The sequence below is a fragment of the Noviherbaspirillum galbum genome (assembly GCF_010974945.1).
GTDB classification, from domain to species: domain Bacteria; phylum Pseudomonadota; class Gammaproteobacteria; order Burkholderiales; family Burkholderiaceae_D; genus Noviherbaspirillum; species Noviherbaspirillum galbum.
In genome coordinates this window covers 92,818-109,747 of sequence record NZ_JAAIVB010000036.1, presented here as the reverse complement: position 1 = coordinate 109,747, position 16,930 = coordinate 92,818, and the positions used below count along the sequence as shown (strand labels likewise).

32 protein-coding genes are annotated in these 16,930 nt (G+C 56.3%); all 32 read left to right on the top strand.

Annotated features, from left to right (window positions below; all coding sequences use genetic code 11):
- On the top strand, positions 1 to 245 hold a 245-nt coding region (locus tag G3574_RS10535), incomplete at its 5' end, for an EF-Tu C-terminal domain-related protein (protein ID WP_456237892.1).
- A gap of 87 nt (positions 246 to 332) precedes the next feature.
- Positions 333 to 644, top strand: coding sequence for a 30S ribosomal protein S10 (gene rpsJ, locus G3574_RS10530; RefSeq protein ID WP_019139724.1), 312 nt, complete (start codon positions 333 to 335; stop codon positions 642 to 644).
- Between the two features lie 176 nt (positions 645 to 820).
- Positions 821 to 1,477 (top strand): 50S ribosomal protein L3, encoded by a 657-nt coding sequence (gene rplC / locus G3574_RS10525; RefSeq protein ID WP_163962793.1) that lies wholly within the window; start codon positions 821 to 823, stop codon positions 1,475 to 1,477.
- Between the two features lie 3 nt (positions 1,478 to 1,480).
- Positions 1,481 to 2,101 carry a 50S ribosomal protein L4 gene (gene rplD, locus G3574_RS10520; RefSeq protein ID WP_163962791.1) on the top strand — a complete coding sequence of 207 codons (621 nt, stop codon included), beginning with the start codon at positions 1,481 to 1,483 and terminating at the stop codon, positions 2,099 to 2,101.
- Positions 2,098 to 2,415 (top strand): 50S ribosomal protein L23, encoded by a 318-nt coding sequence (rplW, locus tag G3574_RS10515; RefSeq protein ID WP_163962789.1) that lies wholly within the window; start codon positions 2,098 to 2,100, stop codon positions 2,413 to 2,415. Before rplD ends, rplW begins: the two co-directional genes overlap by 4 nt.
- The gene (rplB, locus tag G3574_RS10510) at positions 2,415 to 3,242 is read left to right on the top strand and encodes a 50S ribosomal protein L2 (RefSeq protein WP_163962787.1); all 828 of its coding nucleotides are present in this window, start codon (positions 2,415 to 2,417) and stop codon (positions 3,240 to 3,242) included. Before rplW ends, rplB begins: the two co-directional genes overlap by 1 nt.
- 10 nt (positions 3,243 to 3,252) lie before the next feature.
- Positions 3,253 to 3,528 (top strand): 30S ribosomal protein S19, encoded by a 276-nt coding sequence (gene rpsS, locus G3574_RS10505; protein WP_163962785.1) that lies wholly within the window; start codon positions 3,253 to 3,255, stop codon positions 3,526 to 3,528.
- Between the two features lie 8 nt (positions 3,529 to 3,536).
- Positions 3,537 to 3,866, top strand: coding sequence for a 50S ribosomal protein L22 (rplV, locus tag G3574_RS10500; protein WP_163962783.1), 330 nt, complete (start codon positions 3,537 to 3,539; stop codon positions 3,864 to 3,866).
- A 9-nt stretch (positions 3,867 to 3,875) separates the two neighbouring features.
- Positions 3,876 to 4,700: a 30S ribosomal protein S3 gene (rpsC, locus tag G3574_RS10495; RefSeq protein WP_163962781.1), complete on the top strand. Its 825-nt coding sequence runs from the start codon at positions 3,876 to 3,878 to the stop codon at positions 4,698 to 4,700.
- 2 nt (positions 4,701 to 4,702) lie between these two features.
- Positions 4,703 to 5,122 (top strand): 50S ribosomal protein L16, encoded by a 420-nt coding sequence (rplP, locus tag G3574_RS10490; protein WP_163962778.1) that lies wholly within the window; start codon positions 4,703 to 4,705, stop codon positions 5,120 to 5,122.
- A 12-nt stretch (positions 5,123 to 5,134) separates the two neighbouring features.
- A complete protein-coding gene (gene rpmC, locus G3574_RS10485; RefSeq protein ID WP_163962776.1) occupies positions 5,135 to 5,326 on the top strand; it encodes a 50S ribosomal protein L29 in 192 nt (63 codons plus the stop codon).
- On the top strand, positions 5,326 to 5,598 hold the full coding sequence (gene rpsQ / locus G3574_RS10480) for a 30S ribosomal protein S17 (RefSeq protein WP_163962774.1): 273 nt from the start codon (positions 5,326 to 5,328) through the stop codon (positions 5,596 to 5,598). Before rpmC ends, rpsQ begins: the two co-directional genes overlap by 1 nt.
- Positions 5,599 to 5,840: 242 nt before the next feature.
- On the top strand, positions 5,841 to 6,209 hold the full coding sequence (rplN, locus tag G3574_RS10475) for a 50S ribosomal protein L14 (protein WP_163962772.1): 369 nt from the start codon (positions 5,841 to 5,843) through the stop codon (positions 6,207 to 6,209).
- A gap of 11 nt (positions 6,210 to 6,220) precedes the next feature.
- Entirely contained in the window at positions 6,221 to 6,535 is a 315-nt protein-coding gene (rplX, locus tag G3574_RS10470; RefSeq protein WP_163962770.1) for a 50S ribosomal protein L24, read from the top strand.
- A gap of 3 nt (positions 6,536 to 6,538) precedes the next feature.
- Entirely contained in the window at positions 6,539 to 7,081 is a 543-nt protein-coding gene (gene rplE, locus G3574_RS10465) for a 50S ribosomal protein L5 (RefSeq protein WP_163962768.1), read from the top strand.
- A gap of 7 nt (positions 7,082 to 7,088) precedes the next feature.
- Positions 7,089 to 7,394 carry a 30S ribosomal protein S14 gene (gene rpsN / locus G3574_RS10460; protein WP_163962766.1) on the top strand — a complete coding sequence of 102 codons (306 nt, stop codon included), beginning with the start codon at positions 7,089 to 7,091 and terminating at the stop codon, positions 7,392 to 7,394.
- 14 nt (positions 7,395 to 7,408) lie between these two features.
- Positions 7,409 to 7,804 (top strand): 30S ribosomal protein S8, encoded by a 396-nt coding sequence (gene rpsH / locus G3574_RS10455; protein WP_163962764.1) that lies wholly within the window; start codon positions 7,409 to 7,411, stop codon positions 7,802 to 7,804.
- A 10-nt stretch (positions 7,805 to 7,814) separates the two neighbouring features.
- A complete protein-coding gene (gene rplF / locus G3574_RS10450) occupies positions 7,815 to 8,348 on the top strand; it encodes a 50S ribosomal protein L6 (protein WP_163962762.1) in 534 nt (177 codons plus the stop codon).
- Positions 8,349 to 8,359: 11 nt separating this feature from the next.
- Positions 8,360 to 8,722, top strand: coding sequence for a 50S ribosomal protein L18 (gene rplR, locus G3574_RS10445; protein WP_163962803.1), 363 nt, complete (start codon positions 8,360 to 8,362; stop codon positions 8,720 to 8,722).
- Between the two features lie 12 nt (positions 8,723 to 8,734).
- Entirely contained in the window at positions 8,735 to 9,256 is a 522-nt protein-coding gene (rpsE, locus tag G3574_RS10440) for a 30S ribosomal protein S5 (RefSeq protein WP_163962759.1), read from the top strand.
- Between the two features lie 9 nt (positions 9,257 to 9,265).
- Positions 9,266 to 9,445 (top strand): 50S ribosomal protein L30, encoded by a 180-nt coding sequence (gene rpmD / locus G3574_RS10435; RefSeq protein ID WP_163962757.1) that lies wholly within the window; start codon positions 9,266 to 9,268, stop codon positions 9,443 to 9,445.
- Positions 9,446 to 9,472: 27 nt separating this feature from the next.
- Complete coding sequence (gene rplO, locus G3574_RS10430) at positions 9,473 to 9,904, top strand: 50S ribosomal protein L15 (protein WP_163962755.1); 432 nt, start codon at positions 9,473 to 9,475, stop codon at positions 9,902 to 9,904.
- 25 nt (positions 9,905 to 9,929) lie between these two features.
- Positions 9,930 to 11,261, top strand: coding sequence for a preprotein translocase subunit SecY (gene secY, locus G3574_RS10425; protein ID WP_163962753.1), 1,332 nt, complete (start codon positions 9,930 to 9,932; stop codon positions 11,259 to 11,261).
- A 37-nt stretch (positions 11,262 to 11,298) separates the two neighbouring features.
- Entirely contained in the window at positions 11,299 to 11,517 is a 219-nt protein-coding gene (gene infA, locus G3574_RS10420; protein ID WP_005663428.1) for a translation initiation factor IF-1, read from the top strand.
- Between the two features lie 31 nt (positions 11,518 to 11,548).
- Positions 11,549 to 11,662 carry a 50S ribosomal protein L36 gene (gene rpmJ, locus G3574_RS10415; protein WP_014004415.1) on the top strand — a complete coding sequence of 38 codons (114 nt, stop codon included), beginning with the start codon at positions 11,549 to 11,551 and terminating at the stop codon, positions 11,660 to 11,662.
- 27 nt (positions 11,663 to 11,689) lie between these two features.
- A complete protein-coding gene (gene rpsM / locus G3574_RS10410; protein ID WP_163962751.1) occupies positions 11,690 to 12,055 on the top strand; it encodes a 30S ribosomal protein S13 in 366 nt (121 codons plus the stop codon).
- 40 nt (positions 12,056 to 12,095) lie between these two features.
- Complete coding sequence (gene rpsK, locus G3574_RS10405) at positions 12,096 to 12,500, top strand: 30S ribosomal protein S11 (RefSeq protein WP_163962749.1); 405 nt, start codon at positions 12,096 to 12,098, stop codon at positions 12,498 to 12,500.
- 149 nt (positions 12,501 to 12,649) lie between these two features.
- Positions 12,650 to 13,273 (top strand): 30S ribosomal protein S4, encoded by a 624-nt coding sequence (gene rpsD / locus G3574_RS10400; RefSeq protein WP_163962748.1) that lies wholly within the window; start codon positions 12,650 to 12,652, stop codon positions 13,271 to 13,273.
- 98 nt (positions 13,274 to 13,371) lie between these two features.
- A complete protein-coding gene (locus G3574_RS10395; RefSeq protein WP_163962747.1) occupies positions 13,372 to 14,349 on the top strand; it encodes a DNA-directed RNA polymerase subunit alpha in 978 nt (325 codons plus the stop codon).
- A 229-nt stretch (positions 14,350 to 14,578) separates the two neighbouring features.
- Positions 14,579 to 14,974: a 50S ribosomal protein L17 gene (gene rplQ / locus G3574_RS10390; protein WP_163962746.1), complete on the top strand. Its 396-nt coding sequence runs from the start codon at positions 14,579 to 14,581 to the stop codon at positions 14,972 to 14,974.
- A 220-nt stretch (positions 14,975 to 15,194) separates the two neighbouring features.
- Complete coding sequence (locus tag G3574_RS10385; protein ID WP_163962745.1) at positions 15,195 to 16,127, top strand: ATP-binding cassette domain-containing protein; 933 nt, start codon at positions 15,195 to 15,197, stop codon at positions 16,125 to 16,127.
- 1 nt (position 16,128) lies between these two features.
- On the top strand, positions 16,129 to 16,914 hold the full coding sequence (locus G3574_RS10380; protein WP_163962744.1) for an ABC transporter permease: 786 nt from the start codon (positions 16,129 to 16,131) through the stop codon (positions 16,912 to 16,914).
- Positions 16,915 to 16,930 lie beyond the last annotated feature (16 nt).

The following is a 16,930-nucleotide window of genomic DNA, read 5'->3' as shown; positions in this document are numbered from 1 at the left end:
AGGACGAAGGTGGTCGTCACACGCCGTTCTTCAACAACTACCGTCCGCAGTTCTACTTCCGGACGACGGACGTGACGGGCGCGATCGAACTGCCGAAGGACAAGGAGATGGTGATGCCGGGCGACAACGTGTCGATCACGGTGCAATTGATCAACCCGATCGCGATGGAGGAAGGCCTGCGCTTCGCTATCCGTGAAGGTGGTCGTACCGTCGGCGCCGGCGTCGTCGCTAAAATCATCGAGTAATCTGGTTTCAATCAAGCAAAACCGCTCTTTGACTAAATCATGCTGCGGACAATTCCGTCCGCAGCTCGCTCTTTTCAGGACTACACCATGCAAAACCAGAAAATCCGCATTCGCCTCAAAGCATTTGACTATCGCCTGATCGATCAGTCCGCTCTTGAAATCGTCGATACGGCAAAGCGCACCGGCGCCGTCGTCAAGGGTCCCGTTCCGCTGCCCACGCGTATCCAGCGCTTCGACATCCTGCGTTCGCCGCACGTCAACAAGACTTCCCGCGACCAGTTCGAAATCCGCACGCACCAGCGTCTGATGGACATCGTCGATCCAACCGACAAGACTGTCGATGCACTGATGAAACTCGACCTGCCCGCTGGCGTCGACGTCGAAATCAAGCTTCAGTAAATAGCAATTCGCTTATAACCAGCCACATACCACAATTTCTTCAAGAAGTGGATTGTGGCTCGAAAAAATGCAGGTTATAATGCTCGGCTTCGGTCAAGGCAAGCTTCACCGTGCCTTGACGTTTTAGTTGTACAAACATCAGCCCCGCCCAATCGCAGGTGGGAATGGAGAAAACAATGAGCCTAGGCCTTGTTGGTCGCAAGGTTGGTATGATGCGCATCTTCACGGACGACGGGGATACAATTCCCGTGACCGTGCTGGACGTGTCGAACAACCGCGTGACGCAAATCAAAACAGACGAAACTGACGGCTACACCGCCGTTCAGGTCACCTACGGTCAGCGTCGTGCTTCCCGCGTGAACAAGGCGGCAGCCGGCCACCTTGCCAAAGCAGGTGTCGAAGCTGGTACCGTCCTCAAAGAATTCCGTATCGATGCAGCCAAGGCTGCCGAGCTGAAGGCAGGCGAGAACATCGCAGTCTCCATGTTCGAAGCTGGCCAGAAAGTCGATGTCCAGGGCGTTTCGATCGGTAAAGGCTATGCTGGTACCATCAAGCGTTACAACTTCGGTTCCGGTCGCGCGACCCACGGTAACTCCCGTTCGCACAACGTGCCCGGTTCCATCGGTATGGCCCAAGACCCGGGACGCGTCTTCCCTGGTAAGCGCATGACCGGTCACCTCGGTGACGTCACCACTACCGTCCAAAACCTCGAGATCGCCCGCGTCGATACCGAACGCCAGCTCATCCTTGTCAAGGGTGCTGTGCCCGGCGCGAAGAACGGCCAAGTGATCGTTCGCCCGGCTGTCAAAGTCAAAGCAAAGAAGGGAGCCTAATCGATGGAACTCAAGCTCCTGAATGACCAGGGTCAGGCTGCATCGAATGTTGCGGCACCGGATACCATTTTCGGTCGCGATTACAACGAAGCGCTGATTCACCAGATCGTCGTCGCTTACCAGGCAAACGCACGTAGCGGAAACCGCAAGCAAAAGGACCGCGAAGAAGTCAGCCACACGACGAAGAAGCCTTGGCGCCAAAAAGGGACTGGCCGCGCACGCGCCGGTATGTCTTCCTCCCCGCTGTGGCGCGGAGGTGGTCGCACCTTCCCGAACTCGCCTGACGAAAACTTCTCGCAGAAGGTCAACAAGAAAATGTATCGCGCAGGTGTCTGCTCGATCCTTTCCCAGCTTGCTCGCGAAGATCGTCTGTCCGTAGTCGAAAACCTGTCTGTAGACGCCCCCAAGACAAAGCTGCTCGCGCAGAAACTCAAGGGCATGGGTTTGGACTCCGTGCTTGTCATTACCGACAACGTCGACGAAAACCTGTTGCTCGCTTCGCGCAATCTGCCGAACGTGCTGGTCGTCGAGCCGCGTCACGCCGACCCGGTTTCCCTGGTGTTCTACAAGAAAGTCCTGATCACCAAGCCGGCATTGGCAAAGATTGAGGAGATGCTGGCATGAATGCAGCTGTCAAGCATAGCGAAGAGCGTTTGATGAAGGTTTTGCTCGCACCGGTTATCTCGGAAAAGGCAACCTTCGTCGCAGAGAAAAATGAGCAAGTTGTTTTCCGTGTTGCTCCGGACGCGACCAAGCTGGAAATCAAGGCGGCAGTCGAACTGCTGTTCAAAGTCGAGGTCGATTCCGTTCAGGTTCTGAACCGTCAAGGCAAGGAAAAGCGTGCAGGCCGTTTCATGGGTCGCCGCAACAATACTCGCCAGGCGTATGTTTGCCTGAAGCCCGGCCAGGAAATCAACTTCACCGAGGAGGCTAAATAATGGCACTCGTGAAAATGAAACCGACGTCCGCGGGACGTCGCGGTATGGTGAAGGTTGTCAACGCCGACCTGTACAAGGGTCGTCCGTTCGCCGCGCTGGTCGAGAAGAAGTCCAAGACCGCCGGTCGTAACAACAATGGCCACATCACCACCCGTCACATCGGTGGCGGCCACAAGCACCACTACCGCGTGATCGACTTCCGTCGCAACAAGGACGGTATCGCGGCAAAGGTCGAACGTATTGAATACGATCCGAACCGCAGCGCGCACATTGCACTGCTCTGCTACGCCGATGGCGAGCGCCAGTACATCATTGCGCCGAAGGGCGTGGCCGTGGGCGACCAGCTCATGAATGGCGCCGAGGCTTCCATCAAGCCGGGCAACTGCCTCCCTATCCGCAACATTCCGGTTGGCACGACGATGCACTGTGTCGAAATGCTCCCCGGTAAAGGCGCTCAGATCGCACGCACGGCAGGTGCTGGCGTAGTTCTGATGGCTCGCGACGGCTCCTACGCTCAGGTTCGCCTGCGTTCCGGTGAAGTCCGCCGCGTTCACATCGAGTGCCGCGCAACGGTCGGTGAAGTGGGTAACGGTGAACACAATCTGCGCAAGATCGGTAAAGCGGGTGCCATGCGTTGGCGCGGCGTTCGCCCGACGGTTCGTGGCGTCGTGATGAATCCTATCGACCACCCCCATGGTGGTGGTGAAGGTCGTACGGCTGCTGGACGTCATCCGGTGTCCCCGTGGGGCCAGCAGACCAAGGGCAAGAAGACTCGTCGCAACAAGCGTACGACTTCCATGATTGTCTCGCGCCGTGGTAAGAAATAAGGGATAGCACATGACTCGTTCATTGAAAAAAGGGCCGTTTTGCGACGCCCACCTGATCAAGAAGGTTGAAACGGCTCAAGCGTCGAAAGACAAAAAGCCCATCAAGACTTGGTCCCGCCGTTCGACGATCATGCCCGACTTTATCGGCTTGACGATCGCAGTGCATAACGGGAAACAACACGTCCCCGTTTATGTTTCGGAAAACATGGTTGGTCACAAGCTCGGCGAATTCGCGCTCACCCGTACGTTCAAAGGTCACGCGGCTGACAAGAAGGCTAAAAAATAAGGTCCGATATGGAAACTAAAGCTACCCTCCGTGGCGCGCGCCTGTCGGCCCAAAAAGGCCGCCTGGTTGCCGATCTGATCCGCGGTAAAAAAGTCGATCAAGCGCTGAACATTCTCGCTTTCAGCCCCAAGAAAGGGGCAGTGCTCATCAAGCAGGTCCTGGAATCTGCTATCGCCAACGCCGAGCACAACGACGGCGCTGACATCGACGAACTGAAGGTCAAAACGATCTACGTCGAGAAAGGCTCCGTCATGAAGCGTTTCATCGCACGCGCAAAAGGTCGTGGTGACCGCTTCTCGAAGCAAACCTGTCACATCTACGTGACTGTCGGCAACTAAGGAGTCACGATGGGACAGAAAATTCATCCGAATGGTTTCCGCCTTGCGGTTACCCATAACTGGACGTCGAAGTGGTATGCCGGCGGCGACACCTTCGCAAAAATGCTCAACGAAGACCTCGCGGTTCGCGCTCATCTGAAGAAGAAGCTGAAGAATGCATCCGTTGGTCGTATCGTTATCGAGCGCCCCGCAAAGAACGCACGCATCACGATCTTTAGCTCGCGGCCTGGCGTCGTCATCGGCAAGAAAGGCGAAGACATCGAAGTGCTCAAGTCCGATCTCACGAAGATGATGGGCGTGCCCGTGCATGTCAACATCGAAGAGATTCGCAAGCCTGAACTCGATGCACAATTGATCGCTGACTCGATCGCGCAACAGCTCGAAAAGCGCATCATGTTCCGCCGTGCGATGAAACGTGCGATGCAGAACGCAATGCGTCTCGGCGCCCATGGCATCAAGATCATGTCGTCCGGCCGATTGAATGGTATCGAAATTGCGCGCAAGGAATGGTACCGCGAAGGTCGTGTACCTCTGCATACTCTTCGTGCCGACATCGATTACGGTTTCGGCGAGGCAGAAACGACTTACGGCATCATCGGAATCAAGGTCTGGGTATATAAGGGCGACCGCCTCGCAAGCGGCGAAGCTCCCACCATCGAAACGCCCGCGGAAGACGACAAGAAGCGTCGTGGTCCCCGCCGTGATGATGGAAAGCCCGGCGGCCGGCCGCGTGCTAAGAAGGCCGACGGTTCGGACGGTGCAAATGCACCCGGCAAACGCGTACGCGGCGGCGGCAAGCCCGCTGGTACCGCGCCCGAGAAAGCAGGAGAATAATAATGCTGCAACCTTCACGCAGAAAATATCGTAAAGAGCAGAAAGGCCGCAACAAGGGCATTTCGCATGAGCGCGGAACCGCCGTTTCTTTTGGCGAGTTCGGCCTTAAGGCAATCGCGCGCGGTCGCATTACCGCTCGTCAAATTGAAGCCGCTCGTCGCGCCATGACACGTCACATCAAGCGCGGCGGCCGTATCTGGATTCGTATCTTCCCTGACAAGCCGATTTCTCAGAAGCCCGCCGAAGTCCGTATGGGTAACGGTAAAGGCAATCCGGAGTACTACGTCGCTGAAATTCAACCTGGCAAAGTGCTCTATGAAATGGACGGCGTCGACGAAGCATTGGCTCGGGAGGCCTTCCGCCTGGCTGCAGCCAAGCTGCCCCTGTCGACCACGTTCGTGGTTCGCCAGGTCGGCCAATAACAGGAGTAGAAAATGAAAGCATCTGAACTCCGCGACAAGGACAAAGCGTCGCTTCAGAAAGAGCTGAACGATTTGCTCAAGGCGCAATTCAGCCTTCGCATGCAAGTCGCTACGCAACAGCTGAGCAACACGGCTCAGCTGAAAAAGGTTCGCCGCGATATCGCGCGCGTGAAAACGGTCATGGATCAGAAGGACGCCAAGTAATGAACGATCAAGTCAAGCAGTCGCTGAAGCGTACCCTGGTCGGCAAGGTCGTTTCTGACAAAATGGACAAGACGGTCACCGTACTGGTGGAGCGTCGCGTTAAGCATCCCTTGTATGGAAAAATCGTTGTTCGTTCCAACAAGTATCATGCGCACGACGAAACCAATCAGGCGAAAGAAGGCGATACAGTTGAGATTCAGGAAGGTCGCCCGGTTTCCAAGACCAAAGCTTGGTACCTTACTCGCGTCGTTCAAGTCGCCCAAATCGTTTGAACACAAATGTAGTTGCAAGCCCGGTGTTTTGCTGACATAATGCTGGGCTTGGTTCTCGCAATCTCGCGACGAACGTAGCAGTGCCTCACAATACGAACTGTGTGCAGCGATCTTGCCGCCACGGGAGTTTTGTAACCGTCCACCTAATCGGCGTGGCTTCGCCAAAGTCAGCTGACAGGACCAAGACTGACCGCGCGGCCGCATTGGGCGGACAAGCGGATTAAGTTGGGAAAGAAAATACTATGATTCAAACTGAAAGCCGGCTCGAGGTAGCCGACAATACTGGTGCGCGCGAAGTTCTGTGCATCAAGGTGCTAGGTGGTTCCAAGCGTCGTTACGCGACAATTGGCGACGTCATCAAAGTCACCGTCAAGGACGCGGCTCCCCGCGGCCGTGTGAAAAAAGGCGAAATTTACAACGCTGTGGTTGTCCGCACTGCAAAAGGTGTTCGTCGCCAGGATGGTTCGCTTGTCAAGTTTGATAGCAACGCTGCCGTCTTGCTTAACAACAAGCTTGAGCCCATTGGAACCCGTATTTTTGGCCCAGTTACACGTGAGCTGCGCACTGAGCGCTTCATGAAGATCGTGTCGCTGGCGCCAGAGGTCCTGTAAGGAGTGTCGTCATGAACAAGATTCTTAAGAATGACGAAGTTATCGTCTTGACTGGAAAAGACAAGGGCAAGCGCGGCGTTGTCCAGCAGCGCGTTGACGCAGAGCACGTCGTCGTTGAAGGTGTCGCGGTCGCTAAGAAGGCAGTGCGACCGAACCCGATGACCGGCGCAACGGGCGGAATCGTGGACAAGGCAATGCCGATCCATGTTTCGAACGTCGCCCTGTTCAATGCGGCGACCGGCAAGGCAGACCGCGCGGCGATCAAGGTAGTGGACGGAAAGAAAGTCCGCGTCTACAAATCTAATGGCGAAGTCGTTAAGGTGTAAGACATGGTAGCCCGTCTCCAAGAATTCTATAAAGAAAAAGTCGTTGCTGACTTGGTCAAGAAGTTTGGCTACAAGTCGGTAATGGAAGTCCCTCGACTCGAGAAGATCACCCTTAATATGGGTCTTTCCGAAGCGGTCGCGGACAAGAAGATCATCGAGCATGCGGTCGGTGACTTGACAAAAATCGCTGGCCAGAAGCCCGTGGTAACGAAAGCCCGGAAGGCAATCGCTGGATTCAAGATCCGCGAAGGCTATCCGATCGGCTGCATGGTTACCCTGCGCGGTCCCCGGATGTACGAGTTCCTTGACCGTCTTATCACTGTGGCGCTGCCCCGTGTTCGCGATTTCCGTGGTGTCAACGGCCGTTCGTTCGATGGCCGTGGCAATTACAACATCGGTGTCAAAGAGCAGATCATCTTCCCCGAGATCGAGTACGACAAGATCGATGCGCTCCGTGGCATGAACATCAGCATTACCACGACCGCAAAGACCGACGAAGAGGCGAAGGCACTCCTCGCCGCATTTAAATTCCCGTTCAGAAATTGAGGATGCCATGGCAAAACTGGCACTGATTAACCGTGAACAAAAGCGCGCAGACTTGGTTAAAAAGTTTGCAGGCAAGCGCGCTGAGTTGAAGGCCATCATTGATGACCAAACCAAGTCGGAAGAAGAGCGCTACGAAGCGCGCCTGAAGTTGCAGGCGTTGCCGCGTAATGCGAACCCGACTCGCCAGCGCAATCGCTGCAAACTGACTGGTCGCCCGCGTGGGACGTTCCGTAAGTTTGGTCTGGCACGTACCAAGATCCGTGAAATCGCCATGCGTGGTGAAATCCCGGGAATCACTAAAGCAAGCTGGTAATAGGAGAACAAGCAATGAGTATGAGCGATCCTATCGCCGATATGCTGACCCGTATCCGTAACGCCCAAGTCGTCCAGAAAACCACGGTGGCAATGCCGTCTTCCAAAGTGAAGGTCGCGATTGCAACGGTGCTGAAAGACGAAGGCTATATCGAAGATTTTGCCGTGGCAGAAGCTGAGGGTAAGGCTGAGTTGAAGATCGGTTTGAAGTATTACGCTGGTCGTCCGGTCATCGAGCGCCTTGAGCGCGTGTCTCGTCCTGGTCTTCGTATCTACAAGGGGAAAAATGACATTCCCCAGGTAATGAACGGTCTTGGCGTGGCTATCGTGTCCACTCCCAAGGGCGTAATGACTGATCGCAAAGCGCGCGCTACCGGTGTCGGTGGCGAAGTGATTTGCTACGTGGCCTAAGGAGTGCAAGATGTCTCGTGTAGGTAAAATGCCAATCGCACTTCCGGCCGGTGTCGAAGTCACGATTGCTGCGGACAGAATTTCTGTCAAGGGCCCGCTTGGCGCCCTCTCCATGCCGCTCAACGGCTTGGTAAATGTCGTAAATGAAAATAACACTCTGTTGTTCACCCCTGCAAACGAGTCCCGTGAGGCGAACGCCATGTCCGGAACGTTGCGTGCACTGGTGAATAACATGGTCTTTGGCGTGACCAAAGGTTTTGAGAAGAAGTTGTCCCTGGTAGGAGTGGGCTTCCGTGCACAAGCGCAAGGCGACAAGCTGAACCTGTCCCTCGGCTTCTCCCATCCGGTCGTTCACCAGATGCCGGCTGGCGTGAAGTGCGAGACTCCGACGCAAACCGAGATCCTCATCAAGGGTGTCGACAAGCAAAAAGTCGGTCAGACCGCCGCTGAAGTTCGTGCGTACCGCAGCCCCGAGCCGTATAAAGGCAAGGGCGTCCGCTATGTGGACGAAGTGGTTACGCTCAAAGAAACCAAGAAGAAGTAAAGGGGTCGATGATGGACAAGAAACAATCGCGTCTGCGTCGCGCAAGGCAGACCCGGCTCAAGATTGCAGAGCTCAAAGTCAACCGACTCGCTGTGCATCGTACGAACATGCACATCTACGCGAACATTATTGGCCCAGACGCCAAAGTGCTCGCATCTGCGTCGACAGTCGAAGCAGAAGTTCGGCAGCAGCTCGCTGGCCAGTCGGGCAAAGGCGGAAACGCTGCAGCTGCAGCCTTGGTTGGAAAGCGCGTTGCAGAAAAAGCGCTGCAAGCTGGCATCACCGAGGTTGCATTTGATCGCTCCGGCTTCCGCTATCACGGTCGCGTGAAAGCCGTTGCAGAAGCAGCCCGCGAAGCTGGCTTGAAGTTCTAAGGAATAATCGTCATGGCAAAAATGCAAGCAAAGGCGCCCCAGGGCGAAGAGCGCGACGACGGCATGCGCGAAAAGATGATCGCAGTCAACCGCGTGACCAAAGTGGTCAAGGGTGGCCGCATCATGGGTTTCGCCGCGTTGGTGGTCGTTGGTGACGGCGATGGCCGTATCGGTATGGGCAAGGGTAAGTCGAAAGAAGTGCCGGTGGCCGTACAAAAGGCGATGGAAGAAGCCCGTCGGAAGATGATCAAGGTAACCCTGCGCAACGGTACGCTTCAGCATACTGTCACGGGTAAGCACGGTGCGTCTTCCGTCATGATTTCGCCTGCAAAGGATGGTACTGGCGTGATCGCCGGCGGTCCGATGCGTGCTATCTTCGAAGTAATGGGCATCACGAACGTCGTCGCGAAATCCAACGGATCCACCAATCCTTACAACATGGTTCGTGCGACCCTGAACGGTCTGGCCAACATGAACACGCCGTCCGAAATTGCAGCCAAGCGCGGCAAATCGGTCGAAGAAATCCTGGGCTAAGGTGAAGACATGGCAAACACGATTAAAGTCAAGCTGGTCAAGGGCCTGATTGGTACCCGTCAGGATCACCGTGCAACCGTACGTGGTCTCGGACTGCGCCGTACGAATTCGGTGTCGGAACTGCAGGACACGCCGGCAGTGCGCGGCATGATCAATAAAGTTTCCTATCTCGTGAAGGTGGTTTCGTAAAGCCTTGCTTTACGAGCGGAGAAAATCATGGAATTGAACACTATTCAACCGGCTGACGGCGCAAAGCATGCGAAACGCCGCGTCGGCCGTGGCATCGGTTCAGGCTTGGGCAAGACCGCCGGCCGTGGACACAAAGGTCAAAAATCCCGTTCCGGCGGTTTCCACAAGGTCGGCTTCGAAGGCGGTCAAATGCCTTTGCAACGCCGCTTGCCGAAGCGTGGCTTCAAGTCGCTGGCAACGCCTTTCAAGGCAGAAGTTCGTCTCGCTGACTTGGACAAGTTGCCCGTGGCGGAAGTTGACCTGCTGGCATTGAAACAAGCCGGACTCGTTCCGGAATTGGCACGGTTTGTTCGCGTTATCAAGTCCGGTGAAATCACTAAGAAGATTTCCGTCAAGGGCGTGGTCGCAACAAAGGGTGCGAAGGCCGCTATCGAAGCAGCCGGCGGTACGATTGCTTAAGCAATCGATTAGTACGGAGCAATAATTGGCGACAACTCCGCAACTCGCTAAGGGTGCAGCAAGTGGCTTTCCATGGGGCCGTTTGTGGTTTCTGCTTGCTGCATTGGTGGTGTACCGGATAGGAGCGCATATTCCTGTTCCCGGTATTGATCCTAACCAGCTGTCACAGCTCTTCAAGCAAAATCAGGGCGGCATCCTGGGAATGTTCAATATGTTCTCCGGTGGTGCGCTGTCTAGGTTCACGATATTTGCGTTGGGGATCATGCCGTATATCTCGGCATCGATCATCATGCAGTTGCTGTCCATCGTGTCTCCGCAATTGGAGGCGCTGAAGAAGGAAGGCGAAGCTGGACGCCGCAAGATCACGCAGTACACACGTTACGGTACGCTGGCACTTGCTGTTTTTCAGGCGCTAGGTATTGGTGTCGCACTGGAGTCTCAGGCTGGATTGGTGATTGATCCTGGTCTCGCGTTCCGTTTTACGACGGTGGTAACGCTGGTGACCGGCACGATGTTCCTGATGTGGCTTGGTGAACAGATCACCGAGCGTGGTCTTGGCAACGGTATCTCGATCATCATCTTTGCAGGTATCGCAGCGGGTCTGCCGAATGCAATCGGCGGCTTGTTCGAGCTGGTGAGGACGGGGTCGATGGGACCAATTGCCGCGATTCTGATTTGTCTGATCGTTGCTGCGGTGACCTTCCTCGTCGTGTTCATCGAACGCGGCCAAAGGAAGATCCTGGTCAACTATGCAAAGCGTCAGGTCGGTAACAAGATCTACGGTGGCCAAAGTAGTCATCTGCCGCTGAAGCTGAACATGGCAGGCGTGATTCCGCCGATTTTTGCATCGTCGATCATTCTGTTCCCGGCAACGATCACCAGTTGGTTCACCTCGGGTGATACCAGCAACGGGTTCGTACGCTTCTTGAAGGATCTTGCTGCATCGTTGGCGCCCGGCGAGCCGATTCATGCGCTGCTCTATGCGATTGCCATCGTGTTCTTCTGCTTTTTCTACACTGCACTGGTGTTCAACAGCAAAGAGACGGCTGACAATCTGAAGAAAAGCGGTGCGTTCGTCCCAGGTATTCGACCAGGTGACCAGACCGCGCGGTATATCGACAAGATATTGATGCGACTGACCTTGGCTGGAGCGGTCTATATCACTCTGGTATGTTTGCTGCCCGAGTTCCTGATCGCCAAGTGGAAAGTCCCGTTCTATTTTGGTGGGACCTCGCTGCTGATCATCGTGGTTGTGACGATGGACTTCATGGCACAAGTACAAAACTATGTGATGTCGCAGCAGTACGAATCGCTGCTACGCAAAGCCAACTTCAAAGGTGGTGTTCCCGGTCGCTGACCAGGAAATCCCGGGTAGGAAAGAAGATAGAGACCGCATGGCAAAAGACGACGTAATCCAGATGCAGGGTGAGATTCTCGAGAATCTTCCGAATGCGACCTTTCGGGTCAAGTTGGAAAACGGGCATGTAGTCCTCGGGCATATTTCCGGCAAGATGCGAATGAACTATATCCGTATCTTGCCTGGCGATAAGGTGACGGTGGAATTGACACCCTATGATTTGAGCCGGGCACGCATCGTGTTCCGTACAAAGTAAAGTAACTAGAACTGTTAGAAAGAGGGCAAAAATGAAAGTGCTCGCATCAGTAAAGCGGATCTGCCGCAACTGTAAGATCATCAAGCGCAAAGGCGTCGTTCGTGTCATCTGCACCGAGCCGCGTCATAAACAGCGCCAAGGTTAATTAACGTTATTGATCGAGGAATAACGAATGGCACGTATTGCAGGGGTCAACATCCCCAACCACCAGCACACCGTGATTGGCTTGACTGCCATCTATGGTATCGGCCGTCCACGCGCACAGCAGATTTGCGACCAGACTGGGGTTTCGACCACCAAGAAAGTCAAGGATCTGGACGATAACGAACTGGAAAAACTGCGCGACGCTATCGGCAAGTTTGTCGTTGAGGGTGACCTGCGTCGTGAAGTTTCGATGAGCATCAAGCGTCTGATGGACCTCGGTTCTTACCGTGGACTGCGTCACCGTAAAGGTTTGCCCGTCCGTGGACAGCGTACCCGCACCAATGCACGTACGCGCAAGGGGCCGCGCAAGGCAGCAGCCTCGCTGAAGAAGTAATTCAGTGCATTAGAACTGTAGTCGCATCCAAGGATAAATCATGGCAAAAGCCCCGAACAACGCCGCAGCAGCTCGCGTGCGCAAGAAAGTCAAAAAGAACGTTGCTGAAGGCATCGCGCATATCCATGCCTCCTTCAACAACACCATCATCACGATTACTGACCGTCAAGGTAACGCCCTGTCCTGGGCAACTTCCGGTGGTGCCGGCTTCAAGGGTTCCCGTAAGTCGACCCCGTTCGCTGCGCAGGTCGCTGCGGAATCCGCTGGTCGTGTCGCTCAAGAGTGCGGCGTCAAGAATCTGGAAGTACGGATCAAGGGCCCCGGCCCTGGCCGTGAGTCTGCCGTTCGTGCGCTGAACAACCTTGGTATCAAGATCACCCTGATCCAGGACGTAACACCCGTTCCGCACAACGGTTGCCGTCCCCCGAAGCGTCGCCGCATCTAATCGCGCGCGGTCGTTTCTCGTAGCAAGCTACCCGCCAATGACCTTGGCGGGTTTTGTTCTTAAGCCCACTGTCTGGCCAAACGGGTCAGACTAGCGCCTACAAACTTTCATTAGTTTGGTTGAGGCGTCATCAAGTAAAGGAAATTTCCGTGGCACGTTATATCGGACCCAAAGCAAAGCTTTCCCGCCGTGAAGGCACCGACCTGTTCCTGAAGAGCGCACGCCGTTCGCTCGACTCCAAGTGCAAGCTCGATTCCAAGCCTGGCCAACATGGCCGTACCTCCGGTGCCCGTACCTCCGACTACGGCAACCAGCTCCGTGAGAAGCAAAAGGTCAAGCGCATGTACGGTATCCTGGAGCGTCAGTTCCGCCGCTATTTCGCTGAAGCAGATCGCCGCAAGGGCAACACCGGCGAAAACCTGCTGAAGCTGCTTGAGAGCCGTCTCGACAACGTGGCATATCGCATGGGTTTCGGTTCCACCCGCGCAGAAGCTCGCCAACTCGTCAGCCACAAAGCACTGACCGTGAACGGTCAGGTCGTCAACATCGCTTCCTATCAGGTCAAGCCGGGTGACGTCGTTGCAGTGCGCGAGAAGGCAAAGAAACAGGCGCGCATCGTCGAGGCGCTGTCGCTGGCTGAACAAGGCGGCATGCCGTCGTGGGTTGCTGTCGATGCGAAGAAGATGGAAGGCACCTTCAAGGCGCTGCCGGATCGCACCGAAATCGCCAACGACGTCAACGAATCGTTGATCGTCGAATTGTATTCCCGCTAATCTTCCCGTTCCCCCGCCCGCATCACTGATGCGGGTTTTTTCGTAATGCCATCAGCCTTATCGGTGTAACGAGCCGAGGGTATTGAAAAGGACATTAAATGCAAAACAGCCTGTTGAAGCCCCGTATCATCGAAGTCGAAGCACTTGGCGCAGGACATGCCAAAGTGGTCATGGAGCCGTTCGAGCGTGGTTACGGCCATACGCTCGGCAACGCGCTTCGCCGCGTGCTGCTTTCTTCGATGGTTGGCTACGCGCCCACCGAAGTCACCATTGCCGGTGTCGTGCACGAGTACTCCTCCCTGGACGGTGTTCAGGAAGACGTGGTCGACATCCTCCTGAACCTCAAAGGCGTGGTGTTCAAGCTGCACAACCGTGACGAAGTGACGCTGACCCTGAAGAAGGAAGGTGAAGGCGCCGTTAGCGCATCCGACATCGATCTGCCCCATGACGTGGAATTGATCAACCCGGAACACGTGATTGCCCATCTTACCGCTGGCGGCAAGCTGGACATGCAGATCAAGGTGGAAAAGGGCCGTGGTTACGTTCCCGGTAACGTGCGCCGCCTGTCCGAAGACGCCAACAAGACCATCGGACGCATCATTCTCGATGCGTCGTTCTCGCCGGTTCGCCGGGTTTCCTATGCCGTCGAATCCGCCCGCGTCGAGCAGCGTACCGACCTGGACAAGCTGGTCATGAACATCGAGACGAACGGCGTGATCTCCCCGGAAGAGGCAATCCGTCAATCGGCGCGCGTGCTGGTCGACCAGTTGAACGTGTTTGCAGCGCTGGAGGGGACCGAAGCGGCAGCCGAGGCACCGTCTCGCGCGCCGGCAGTCGATCCGATCCTTCTGCGCCCGGTGGACGACCTCGAACTCACCGTCCGCTCGGCCAACTGCCTCAAAGCGGAAAACATCTACTACATTGGCGACCTGATCCAGCGCAGCGAGAACGAGCTGCTCAAGACGCCGAATCTCGGCCGCAAGTCGCTTAACGAAATCAAGGAAGTGCTTGCGTCGCGTGGCTTGACGCTTGGCATGAAGCTGGAAAACTGGCCGCCCGCCGGTCTCGAGAAGTAATTTCCTGGCTTCTTTTCATCCCGAAGCGACCGTCAGGCCGGTTTCGGGATGAACACCAAGCTCGGAGCTGAAGTTCGTGTAAAATCACGGCCTTCTGCGCGGCAGCAAGTCCGCTGCCGTCGCTGTTTCACTATCGTTGTTCGTTTTATCAACATACCTTACCGGCCCGCGCTCAGTTGAACTGATCGATAGAAGAGCTGGATCCAAACTCAAACTGAAAGGAATCATCATGCGTCATCGTCACGGCCTCCGTAAGCTGAACCGTACATCCTCCCACCGTCTCGCCATGCTGCGCAACATGACCGTTTCCCTGCTGCGTCATGAAGCCATCAAGACCACCCTGCCGAAAGCAAAGGAACTGCGTCGCATGGTCGAACCGATGATCACGCTGGGCAAGAGCGACACCGTCGCCAACAAGCGCCTCGCATTCAGCCGTCTGCGTGACCGTGAAATCGTCACCAAGCTGTTCGGCGAGCTGGGTCCACGTTATGCCGCTCGCAATGGCGGCTACCTGCGTATCCTGAAGATGGGTTTCCGTCAGGGCGACAACGCGCCGATGGCATTCGTCGAGCTGGTTGACCGTCCGGAAATCAGCAACGAAGCAGAAGTCGCAACCGCAGAATAAGCAAGAAAGCGTCATCCCGAGCCAGGCAATTGCCTGGCTTTTTTTTCGACTTAACAAGTCGGCCCGCATGAGATCCCCGAACAAGATTCGAGCGGAAAAGCGAGCTCAATCCCCGATCCCGTCGATTGTGGCAAGATGGAAGCATGATCGACTCGGGCGCACGCTCTCCTTCAGCGTCAACAGCCATAAGGCAAGCATAAAAGGCAGGCATGAATCAGGCATGAAAGAACCTGGCATTCTATCCGTGCGGAATCTGCAGAAGACCTACGGGACCGGCGAAGCGCGGGCAACCGTGGTCGACGGCATCAGCTTCACCTTGCGTGCGGGCGAATGCTACGGCCTGCTCGGTCCCAACGGGGCAGGCAAGACGACGACCTTACGGCTTTGCCTGGGATTGACCACGCCGGACGGCGGCGACATCGTGTTGGTTGGACATCCCATTCCGAAAGAGGCCCGCCGTGCCCGCATGCGGGTTGGCGTGGTTCCGCAGGCGGACAACCTGGATCCCGACTTTACCGTGACGGAAAACCTGCTCGTGTTCGGCCGCTATTTCGGCATGAGCGAGCAGGCGATCCGCGATCGCATCCCGATGCTGCTCGACTTCGCAAACCTCTCCGCAAAAGGCGATTCGCCGATCGGTGAGCTGTCGGGTGGCATGAAGCGCCGCCTGACGCTGGCGCGCGCGCTCGTCAACGACCCCGACCTGATCTTCATGGATGAGCCGACCACCGGCCTCGATCCCCAAGCGAGACACATGATCTGGGACCGGTTGAAAAGCCTGCTCAACGCCGGCAAGACGATCGTGCTGACCACCCACTTCATGGATGAGGCTGAACGCCTGTGCGACCGCCTCGCGGTCATCGACCACGGCAAGATGATCGCCGAAGGATCGCCGCGCGACCTGATCGCCAGGCACATCGAGTCCGAGGTCGTGGAAGTGTATGGCGACAATGCCATGGCCTGGGCGGAGGGCAGCGGCCGGCGTCTCGCGGCCCGCCTGGAGATCAGCGGCGAGACCGTGTTCGCGTACACCAACGATGCCAAGCCGCTGCTCGACAGCCTGCACCAGGCGCGCGAAGTGCGTTACCTGCATCGTCCGGCGAACCTGGAGGATCTTTTCCTCAAGCTCACCGGCCGGGAAATGCGAGACTGACATGGCTGCCTTCGATTCGACCCCACCGCGGTTTTCCCGGCGTTTCTTTCCGATCTGGCGACGCAACTTTCTCGTATGGAAAAAACTGGCCGTCGCCAGCGTCCTGGGCAACATCGCCGAACCGCTGATCACCCTGGTGGCCTTCGGGTATGGCCTCGGCAGCCTGCTGCGCCAGATCGATGGCATTCCCTACATCCAATTCCTGGCATCCGGCTCGATCTGCATGTCCGTCATGATGGCCGCGTCGTTCGAGACGCTGTACTCGGCCTTTTCCCGCATGCACGTGCAGCGGACCTGGGAAGCGCTGCTGAACGCGCCACTCGACCTCGACGACGTGGTTCTGGCGGAAATGCTGTGGGCCGCCACCAAGTCGCTGTTTTCCGGCGTCGCCATCCTGCTGGTGATTTTCATGCTCGGCATCGGACTGCATCCAGCCATCCTTCTGTTGCCGCCCATCTTGTTCTTCATCGGCATGACGTTCGCCTCCCTGGGGCTGATCGTGAATGCGATCGCCCGCGGCTACGATTTCTTCACCTACTACTTCACGCTGGTCCTGACGCCGATGACCTTTCTTTCCGGCGTCTATTACCCGACGGCGCAGCTTCCCGGCTGGCTGCAGGCGATTGCCTCGGTGCTGCCGCTGAATGCCGCCATCCAGCTGGTGCGGCCCCTCATCCTGGGCGGCGTTCCGGCGCATCCGGCGCGCGATCTTGCCATTCTTGCCGTCTATTGCGTCGCCGGATTCTATGCCGCCACGCTCCTGACGCGCCGCCGTTTGCTAAAGTAAACGCATCGCCATCTTC